Genomic DNA, 8,473 nt, shown 5'->3' on the forward strand with positions numbered 1-8,473 from the left:
TTGCGGGAACAATCAGCCAGCCAGGGGAGAGTGTGGGCAGATGACCCATGTCGAGGACGAGCTGACCAGTCAGCCGGCGTGCTGGACGCGGGCGGCCGAGGAGGCCGGGCGGCACCGGGACGCGCTGCCGGCACCGGGCGAGCGGGTCGCCGTCGTGGGCTGCGGGACCTCGTACTTCATGGCGCAGTCGGCGGCCGCCCTGCGCGAGGGCGCGGGGCAGGGCGAGACCGACGCGTTCGCCGCCTCCGAGTTCCCGCACGGACGGTCGTACGACCGGGTGGTCGCCCTCACCCGCTCCGGCACCACCACCGAGGTGCTCGATCTGCTGGGCCGGCTGAAGGGGACGGGGACGCGGACCACGGCCGTCACCGCCGACCCCGCGACGCCCGTGATGACCGCAGCCGACGATCTCGTCGTCCTGGACTTCGCCGACGAACGCTCCGTCGTCCAGACCCGGTTCGCCACCACCGCCCTCACCCTCCTGCGCGCCCATCTCGGCCTGCACACGGACTCCGTCGTCGCCGACGCCCGCACCGCGCTCGCCACCGACCTTCCCCGAGGGCTGGTCGACTGCGCCCAGTTCACCTTCCTGGGGCGCGGCTGGACCGTCGGGCTCGCCAACGAGGCCGGGCTCAAGATGCGCGAGGCCTCCCTGTCCTGGACCGAGGCCTACCCGGCGATGGAGTACCGGCACGGCCCGATCAGCATCACCACGGCGGGGACGGCCGCCTGGATGTTCGGCGAGGCGCCCGAAGGGCTCGCCGAACAGGTCCGTGCCACCGGCGGATCGTGGATCGCGGGCGGCCTCGACCCGCTCGCCGAACTCGTCCGCGCCCAGCGGCTCGCGGTCGCCGTCGCCGCCGCGCGGGGCCTCGACCCCGACCGTCCCCGCCACCTCACCCGCTCGGTGATCCTGACCCCGGACGCCGCCGAGACCGCCTGACCCGTTCCCGTCGTACCGCGCCCGGAAGGACACCCGAAGTGCCCCTCGCGTCCACCGGCGAGCTGGTGACCCGTGCCGCCGAAGCCCGCCGAGCCGTCGCCGCGTTCAACGTCATCACCCTGGAACACATCGAAGCCGTCGTCGCCGGTGCCGAGGCGGCCGGTGCCCCCGTCGTCCTCCAGGTCAGCGAGAACGCGGTCACGTTCCGGTACGGGCGGCTGCTGCCACTGGCCCGCGCGGCCGGCGCCGCCGCCGAACGCGCCGCGGTCCCCGTGGCGCTGCACCTGGACCATGTGCAGAGCGACGACCTGCTGCGTCAGGCGCCCGACGCCGGGTTCAGCTCGGTGATGTACGACGCGGCCCGGCTGCCCTACGCCGACAACCTCGCCGCGACCCGGGCCGCCGCGGACTGGGCGCACTCCCAAGGGCTTTACATCGAGGCCGAGTTGGGGGAGGTCGGCGGCAAGGACGGGCGGCCGCCGCTGGACGCGCATGCGCCCGGTGCCCGTACCGACCCCGCCCAGGCGCGGGACTTCGTCGCCGGGACCGGGGTCGACGCCCTCGCCGTCGCCGTCGGCAGCAGCCACGCCATGACGACGCGGACCGCCGCCCTCGACCACGTCCTGCTCAAACAGCTGTCCGCCGCGCTGTCCGTGCCGCTGGTGCTGCACGGGTCCTCCGGAGTGCCGGACGACGGACTGGTGGCGGCGGTCGCGGGCGGCATCGCCAAGGTCAACGTGGGCACGGCGCTCAACATCGCCATGACGGGGGCGATCCGGGAGTTCCTCGCCGCGCACCCGGAGGCGGTCGACTCGCGCAAGTACCTCAGCGTGGGGCGGGAGGCGATGGCCGAGGAGGTGCGGCGGATCATCGGGGTGCTCGCCGCGGACCGGAACTGACGCGGCTCCGGGCCTCTTCGCGGTAGTCCGGGCGGGTGCCGGGCGCAGCCGGCGGCCTGCGCGGGTCGACGTGGCCGTCGGCGATCGCGCCTGCCGGCCCGTCACGGCAGCGGCGGCGAGGCGTTCGGGCTGCTGCGTTCCGGGATCCGGGACCGGTTCCTCGCCGAGTGCCTGGTCGACGTCGCCGAAGCGGCGGGCATGGACGAGGCGGCCTGGCCCACCTCGATGCCTTCAAGGCGCGACGCGGCGGCGAGGAGGAATGGGACTTCTTCCGGCTGCGGCTTCCCCTCATGGCCGACTGCGGCCTGCTCGACGAGGCGATCGAGCAGGCGCGGGCGCACCCCGAGGGCGACACCTCGTACGCCGCCCGGGCCCTGTCCGCCGTGCGCGCCGCAGTCGGCCGCGCGGGGACGAGCGGCGGCCCGTCGTCCGCCGCCGCGAGGAGGCCGCCGCGGTCCTCGAACAGCACCCGACGTCCAACAGCTCTTTCCGTGCCGAACGCCTCATCGATCTCGGCCGCATCGACGACGCGGTACGAGTCCTCCGGCAACGGAGACCCGAACCGACCACCCCCGCCCGGATCGGCACCTGGTCCACCGAACCACCCTTCTGACAGCGGGGGTCGGCACGGGCCACGTCCCCGCGGCGACGTCCGCCCCGGAGGAGCTGCGGTTCCGGATGCGGGGGATCCTTGCCGTGGCGGCCGTCGACCGCCTCGAGGTCCACCAGCAGCCCTCCCCGGGCTGCACGTCCCCGGTAGCGGGCGAGGCGGCCCGGCGATGGGCGATCACGTTCCTGACGGCAGCGATGAGTGCGCCACCGACCCGGACCTGACGACCCGAGACGGACGCTGGCGGCGCGGGTCAGGCGGCGTTCACCCTGTGGACGAGGGCAGTGAGGCACTTGTCGGCGGCGTTCTTGTTCCGCCGGACGACGCAGCGGCGGAACATGCCGCCCTGTTCCTTGTGGGTGGCGTGGTCGGTTCCGTCGAGGGCGAAGTGGCGCAGGGCGCTGAACCGGGCCTCGATGCGGTTGCTCGTTCTGCCACCCGCACACCGTGACCGCCGCCCGGCATCCAGCTCAGGACCCCGGACGGCGCGTCACATCACGACAGGGCAAACGTTCACTGCTGCGGGACTAGCTCCTTCTCACCGACTTCAGCAATACGAACTTCGGGTCGCTGGCCACGAGTTCGCAGTTTCCGAAGATCCGTTTCAGGGTCACGTGGTAGCCCAGGTGCCGGTTGCCGATCACCCACAGCTCGCCCCCCGGCCGCAGCACGCGACGGGCTCCGGTGAACATGCGGCGGGCCGTCGCGTCGGTCGTCGCCTGGTGGGAGTGGAACGGGGGGTTGTTCAGCACGAGGTCCACGCTGTCGGGGGCCACGCCGGTGAGTCCGTCGCCGACGCGGAACTCGGCGTGTCCGGGAACCCCGTTCGCCTTGTAGGTGGCCTCCGCCGAGGCCACCGCCTGGAACGACTCGTCCACGAAGAGCACTTCGGCGGCCGGGTCGGCGAGCGCCACCGCCGTACCGACCACGCCGTTGCCGCAGCCCAGGTCCACCACGCGGGCCGGGCCCGGTCCGGGGAGGTGGCGGAGCAGGAAGCGGGTGCCGATGTCCAGCCGTTCGGCGCAGAAGACGCCCGCGTGGTTGACGACCGGGCGCCCCGAGATCGCGCCGACGTCGTCCGGGAGGTCGTAGGTGTGCGGCCACGGGTTGGCGGGCCGGCGCAGCGCCGGGTCGGGGGTGCAGAAGATCAACCGGGCCTTCTGGCGGGCCAGCGAGGTCCGGGTGGGGCCGAGGATCCGCTCGAAGAGCCGAAGCGTGGAGGTGTGGATCTCCTTCACCATGCCGGTGCCGATCACCACCGTCCCCGCGTGCACGGCCGGTGCCAGCCGCAGCAGCTGGTCCTCCAGCAGCGCGAGGCTCTTGGGCACCCGCACCAGCAGCAGGTCCACCCGCTCGGGCGGCCGGTCCTGGGTGGTCAGCAGCGGCACGGCGCCGGGTTCGACACCCGCCCGCGCCAGATTGGCACGGGTCGCCTCCTGGCCCAGGAACGAGTCGGTGATCTGGCTCGGCCCGTGCTCCGCCAGCGCCGTGACCAGCGCGCCCCAGCGGTCCCCCAGCACCACCACCCGCCCGGTGAGCGGCACCCGCTCCTCGGCCAGATGCCGCAGCAGGTAGGCGTCGGAGGCGTCCCAGGCACGCAGCCGGTCGCGGGGGTCCTCGGGGAAGCGGGACAGCTCGACCTCGCCCCACGGTGTCGTCATACGCTCGCTCATCGCGCTCCAGGCTAGCGGAACCGCAGCTCAGGACCCTTGGGGCGGGAGGGGCCCGGGCACCGGCCGACGGGGCAGGATGGGGACATGGACGCGGAACTGTTCCCCCGCGAGCGCGCCGACATCGCGCCCGGCGCCGTGCACCTTCCGGACTGGCTGCCCCCCGAGCGCCAGCGCGAGCTGCTCGCCGCCTGCCGCGACTGGGCGCGGCCCCCGGCCGGACTGCGCACCGTGCGCACCCCCGGCGGCGGCACCATGACCGCGCGCCAGGTCTGCCTCGGCCTGCACTGGGGCGTCGTACGGGCCTGTCCCACGTGCGGGCGGGCCGTACGGGACAACCCCGAGTGCCCCGGACCGCACTCGTACCCGTACGCCTACACCCGCACCGCCCTCGACGGCGACGGAGCCCCCGTCAAGCCCTTCCCCGAGCGGCTCGGCGAGCTGGCCCGGCGCGCGGTGGCCGAGACACTCGGCCCGGACTCCGTACCCGGCGACCCGTACGACATCGCCCTGATCAACTTCTACGACGGCGCCGCGCACATGGGCATGCACCGCGACAGCGACGAACGGGCCGACGCGCCCGTGGTCTCGCTGAGCCTCGGCGACACCTGCGTCTTCCGCTTCGGCAACACCACGACCCGGACCCGGCCCTCCACCGACGTGCGGCTGCGCAGCGGCGACCTGTTCGTCTTCGGCGGGCCCGCCCGCGCGGCCTACCACGGGGTGCCCCGCGTCCACCCGGGCACGGCACCGCCCTGGCTCGGCCTCGCCGGGCGGCTGAACATCACGCTGCGGGTGAGCGGGCTGTGACGGCGGCGCGGGCCACCGGGCACGCGGATCATGGGAGACTCGCCCTCATGAGCGGCAAGGCGGGACCCCGGGCGGCGGGGGAGAGGACCACCAGGGCGCGGCTGGACCGGGGGCGGGGCGCGCTCGGCCCCGCGCTGGAGCTGGTGCACACCGGGCGGGCGCCGACCCGGGCCGTGCTCACCGCGGAACTCGGCGTCACCCGGGCCACGGCCGGCGCGGTCGCCGCCGAACTGGAGGCCCTCGGCCTGATCCGGGTGGACGTCCGGCCGGCCGCCGCGGCCGGCTCCCAGGGCCGCCCCTCGCACCGGCTCGACGTCGCCGAGGACGGCCCGGTGGCGCTCGCCGCCCAGGTGCACGCCGACGGCTTCCGGGCCGCGCTGGTCGGCCTCGGCGGGCGGATCGTGGCCACCGCGCCCGGCTGCCAGACCGTGGACGCCGACCCGGCGAAGGTGCTCGGCGCGGTCGTCGAGGCGGGCGCGGAACTGCTGCGCACCACCGGCCGCCGCTGTGTCGGCGCCGGACTCGCCGTGCCGTCCGCCGTCGCCGAACCCGACGGCCTCGCCCTCAACCCCCTCCACCTGGCCTGGGCCGTCGGCGCCCCCGTCCGCCGCATCTTCGCCGAGTGCGTGCGCGCGGCGGGCATCACCGGGCCCGCCTTCGCCGGCAACGACGTCAACCTCGCGGCCCTCGCCGAACACCGGCACGGCGCGGGCCGGGGCGCCCGCGACCTGCTGTGCGTGGCCACCGGGCACCGGGGCGTCGGCGGCGCCCTGGTCCTCGACGGCCGTCTGCACACCGGCAGTGCGGGCCTCGCCCTGGAGGTCGGCCACCTCACCGTCAACCCGGAGGGCCGGCCCTGCCACTGCGGCGGCCGGGGCTGTCTGGACGTCGAGGCGGACCCGCTGGCGCTGCTCGTCGAGGCGGGCCGCGAGCCCGGCCCCGAGGTCTCCCTGCTCCAGCAGGCCAACGACCTGCTGCTCAACCAGTACGACGAGCCCGCCGTGCGCAGGGCAGCCGAGGCGCTGATCGACCGGCTCGGGCTCGGTCTCGCCGGCCTGGTCAACATCCTGAACCCCGACCGCATCATCCTCGGCGGGCTGCACCGCACCCTGCTGGGTGCCGATCCGAGCCGGCTGCGCGCGGTCGTCGCCGACCGCAGCCTGTGGGGGCAGAGCGGCGGCGTGCCGATCCTGCCCTGCACCCTCGACCACAACAGCCTGGTCGGAGCGGCCGAACTGGCCTGGCAGCCGGTGCTGGACGACCCGTTGGGCGCGCTGCGCTGAACTCCCGGGCGGCGCGGCCTACTTCCAGTCGACGGCGAACGCCCGCGACGGATGCTCGGTGAGCATCCGGTCCACCAGGTCCTGCCCCAACTCCGCCGCCAGACGCGGCCGTAGGCGCCGCAGCAGGTACGGCATCCCCGGCCCGCCGTCGACCGAGCGGGCCCCGGCGGTCACCGTGTCGCCGCCGAGCAGCAGCCGGTCGCCGTGCCCGGCCTCGGCGAGGGACCGCACGGCGGCCGGCATCCGCCAGTCGGTCGGATGATGGGCGCGGGACGGACCGTCGAAGGCGAGCCAGCAGCCGGACGCGGCGGCCTGCCGGTGTACCACCGGATCAGGGGAACGGTTCAGATGGCCGAGGATCACCCGCTCCCCGGGAACCCCCAACTCGCCGCAGAGCAGGTCGAGTACGTCGAGCGCGCCGGTGCCCAGTTCCAGGTGGACGGCGATGGGCGCGCCGGTGGCGTGGTGTGCCTCGGCCGCCGCCGTCATGGTCCAGCGGGCGTGCGCGTCGAGGGCGTGGAAACCGCCCGCCACCTTGATCAGCCCGGCGCGCACCCCGGTCGTGCCGATGCCCTCGGTCAGTTCGGCGACGAACACCTCAGCCAGCCGGCCCCGCAGGCGCGCCACCGGCTCCGGTGCCATGTGCGGGGCCTGGTGCAGCCCGGTCGCGCAGACCAGGTGCACCCCGGTCGCCCGGGACAGGGCCGCGAGATCAGCCGCCCGTCGTCCCATGCCGTGCGGCGTCCACTGTACGACGGCCGCGCCGCCCGCCGCCCGGAAGGCCTCCAGCTCGGCCCGCGCGGCATCGACGTCGTCCAGTTCCCGTCCCGGCAACTGCCTGCTGCGCAGGAAGAGATGGTCGTGCGCGTCGCAGACGCCCAGCCGCTCGGGAGCGATGTCGCCGAGGACCGTGCGGACCCGGCTCACCACTGCCGGCCGCGGGGGAGCCGGTCGTGCCCGGGGGCGGACAGGAGCGGCACCCGGGAGAGGTCGCCTTCCGTCGTGGGAGCGTCGTCCTCCCGGAGGGAGAACCGGAGGGAGAAGCGGACCAGCTCCCAGGGGTGTGGGTCGACGGCCGTCGCGGCGAGCACGGCGCCGTCCTCGGCGGCCGGCCGCTCCGCCGCACCGGCCGCCCGCGTCATCACCGACGCCAAGTGCGCTGCCTCCGGAACCGGTTGCCGGTGGCGTACGGCGAACTCGGCACGGATGCCGGTGCCTTCGGCGTGACCGAACCCCGACCGGCCGCGCACCGCCGGCCGGCCGAAGTCGTCGGCCAGGCGCTGGAAGGCGCCGCCCCGCAAGGGGCGGTTCATGCCCTCGGCGGTGTGCCACAGACGGAACGGCGCGGGGAGCGTCACCTCGTACCGCATCGCATGCATCGAGACGCCCTCCTCAGGCGGTTCGCGGCGCGAGAAGAGTGAGCAAGCCGCTGACGGCCGTGTCGAAGGCGGCCGGTGAACCGGCGGCGCGGGCGAGCACATAGCCGCCCTGCACGGTCGCGAGGACGGCCGCGCCGATCTCCCCGCCGTCCAGCTCGGGCGCGAACTGCCCCTGCGCCTTGCCCTCTTCGACGATCCCCGCGATCCGATCCCGGATCCAGGTGAGCGTCTCGTCCACCGGGGCGCGCAGTTCGTCGTTCGCCATCACGTCCGGGTCCATGGTCAGCCGGCCGATCGGACAGCCGCGCAGCACCGCGCGCTCGCGCCGCAGATACGCCACGATGCGCTCGTACGGCGTGCCCGGTCCGCCCAGGGCGCGTTCGGCCGCGGCCCGCAGTTCCTCGGCGGTCCGCCGGATCGCCGTCAGGGCGAGGTCCGGCTTGCCCTTGAAGTGGTGGTACATGCTGCCCTGGCCGGCGCCCGCGCGCTCCAGGATCGCCTTGGGGCTGGTGCCCACGTACCCGCGCTCCCACAGCAGCTCACGGGTGGACTCGATCAGTCGTTCGGAGGTGCTCATGAGGGCAGTGTACATACTGGTAGATACAGGAGTGCGCGTGGCGAGACGCCCGGCGGGCGGGTGTGCCGCCCGCCCGCCGGGCACCCTGGAGACCGGTCGGCGGAGTCCGAACGGCGAAGCCCCGTCAGCGGGGCCCGGGTCCGCCGGTCGCGGTGCTCGCGGCCGAGGCCGCCGCGGGGACCGGGGCCCGTGGCGCGGTGGCGGTCCCCGCCGAGGCGGCGGCGACCGCCGTGGCGACGGATCCGGCGGTGGCGACGGCTCCCGCCGTGACGCTCGCCCGCACCGTGACGGCGGTCTCCACC

General features: G+C 75.0%; 10 protein-coding genes. 5 read left to right on the forward strand and 5 right to left on the reverse strand.

The annotated features are described in order from the left end of the window. The first annotated feature begins 40 nt into the window (after nucleotides 1-40). Together FRZ03_RS35325 and FRZ03_RS35330 are read left to right on the forward strand one after the other, a co-directional pair. Nucleotides 41-943: an SIS domain-containing protein gene (locus tag FRZ03_RS35325; RefSeq protein WP_146469150.1), complete on the forward strand. Its 903-nt coding sequence runs from the start codon at nucleotides 41-43 to the stop codon at nucleotides 941-943. Between the two features lie 38 nt (nucleotides 944-981). After that, entirely contained in the window at nucleotides 982-1,842 is an 861-nt protein-coding gene (locus tag FRZ03_RS35330) for a class II fructose-bisphosphate aldolase (protein ID WP_146469151.1), read from the forward strand. A 101-nt stretch (nucleotides 1,843-1,943) separates the two neighbouring features. Here FRZ03_RS35330 and FRZ03_RS39615 read toward each other — a convergent pair whose 3' ends face one another. Further along, nucleotides 1,944-2,183 carry a hypothetical protein gene (locus FRZ03_RS39615; RefSeq protein ID WP_186785796.1) on the reverse strand — a complete coding sequence of 80 codons (240 nt, stop codon included), beginning with the start codon at nucleotides 2,181-2,183 and terminating at the stop codon, nucleotides 1,944-1,946. Nucleotides 2,184-2,621: 438 nt separating this feature from the next. On the opposite strand from FRZ03_RS39615, the gene FRZ03_RS35345 reads away from it, so the two are divergent. Further along, complete coding sequence (locus tag FRZ03_RS35345) at nucleotides 2,622-2,903, forward strand: hypothetical protein (protein WP_146469152.1); 282 nt, start codon at nucleotides 2,622-2,624, stop codon at nucleotides 2,901-2,903. A gap of 76 nt (nucleotides 2,904-2,979) precedes the next feature. Here the strand turns inward: FRZ03_RS35345 and FRZ03_RS35350 are convergent, their stop codons facing one another. Then, nucleotides 2,980-4,113 (reverse strand): methyltransferase, encoded by a 1,134-nt coding sequence (locus FRZ03_RS35350; protein WP_146469210.1) that lies wholly within the window; start codon nucleotides 4,111-4,113, stop codon nucleotides 2,980-2,982. Between the two features lie 96 nt (nucleotides 4,114-4,209). Here FRZ03_RS35350 and FRZ03_RS35355 point away from each other — a divergent pair, with 96 nt between their 5' ends. Both FRZ03_RS35355 and FRZ03_RS35360 read left to right on the forward strand, forming a co-directional pair. After that, entirely contained in the window at nucleotides 4,210-4,932 is a 723-nt protein-coding gene (locus FRZ03_RS35355) for an alpha-ketoglutarate-dependent dioxygenase AlkB family protein (RefSeq protein WP_146469153.1), read from the forward strand. A 47-nt stretch (nucleotides 4,933-4,979) separates the two neighbouring features. Next, on the forward strand, nucleotides 4,980-6,215 hold the full coding sequence (locus FRZ03_RS35360) for an ROK family protein (protein WP_146469154.1): 1,236 nt from the start codon (nucleotides 4,980-4,982) through the stop codon (nucleotides 6,213-6,215). 18 nt (nucleotides 6,216-6,233) lie between these two features. On the opposite strand, the gene FRZ03_RS35365 is transcribed toward FRZ03_RS35360, so the two are convergent. From FRZ03_RS35365 to FRZ03_RS35375, 3 genes are read right to left on the reverse strand one after another with little or no spacing between them, the layout of a single operon-like run. Further along, on the reverse strand, nucleotides 6,234-7,142 hold the full coding sequence (locus tag FRZ03_RS35365) for a phosphotriesterase family protein (RefSeq protein ID WP_146469155.1): 909 nt from the start codon (nucleotides 7,140-7,142) through the stop codon (nucleotides 6,234-6,236). Then, complete coding sequence (locus tag FRZ03_RS35370; protein ID WP_146469156.1) at nucleotides 7,139-7,594, reverse strand: DUF4865 family protein; 456 nt, start codon at nucleotides 7,592-7,594, stop codon at nucleotides 7,139-7,141. The genes FRZ03_RS35365 and FRZ03_RS35370 overlap by 4 nt, the downstream gene beginning before the upstream one ends. Before the next feature lie 13 nt (nucleotides 7,595-7,607). Further along, complete coding sequence (locus FRZ03_RS35375) at nucleotides 7,608-8,186, reverse strand: TetR/AcrR family transcriptional regulator (RefSeq protein WP_146469157.1); 579 nt, start codon at nucleotides 8,184-8,186, stop codon at nucleotides 7,608-7,610. Nucleotides 8,187-8,473: the final 287 nt, after the last annotated feature.

The sequence above is a fragment of the Streptomyces misionensis genome (assembly GCF_007896895.1).
Classification (GTDB): Bacteria; Actinomycetota; Actinomycetes; order Streptomycetales; family Streptomycetaceae; genus Streptomyces; species Streptomyces misionensis_A.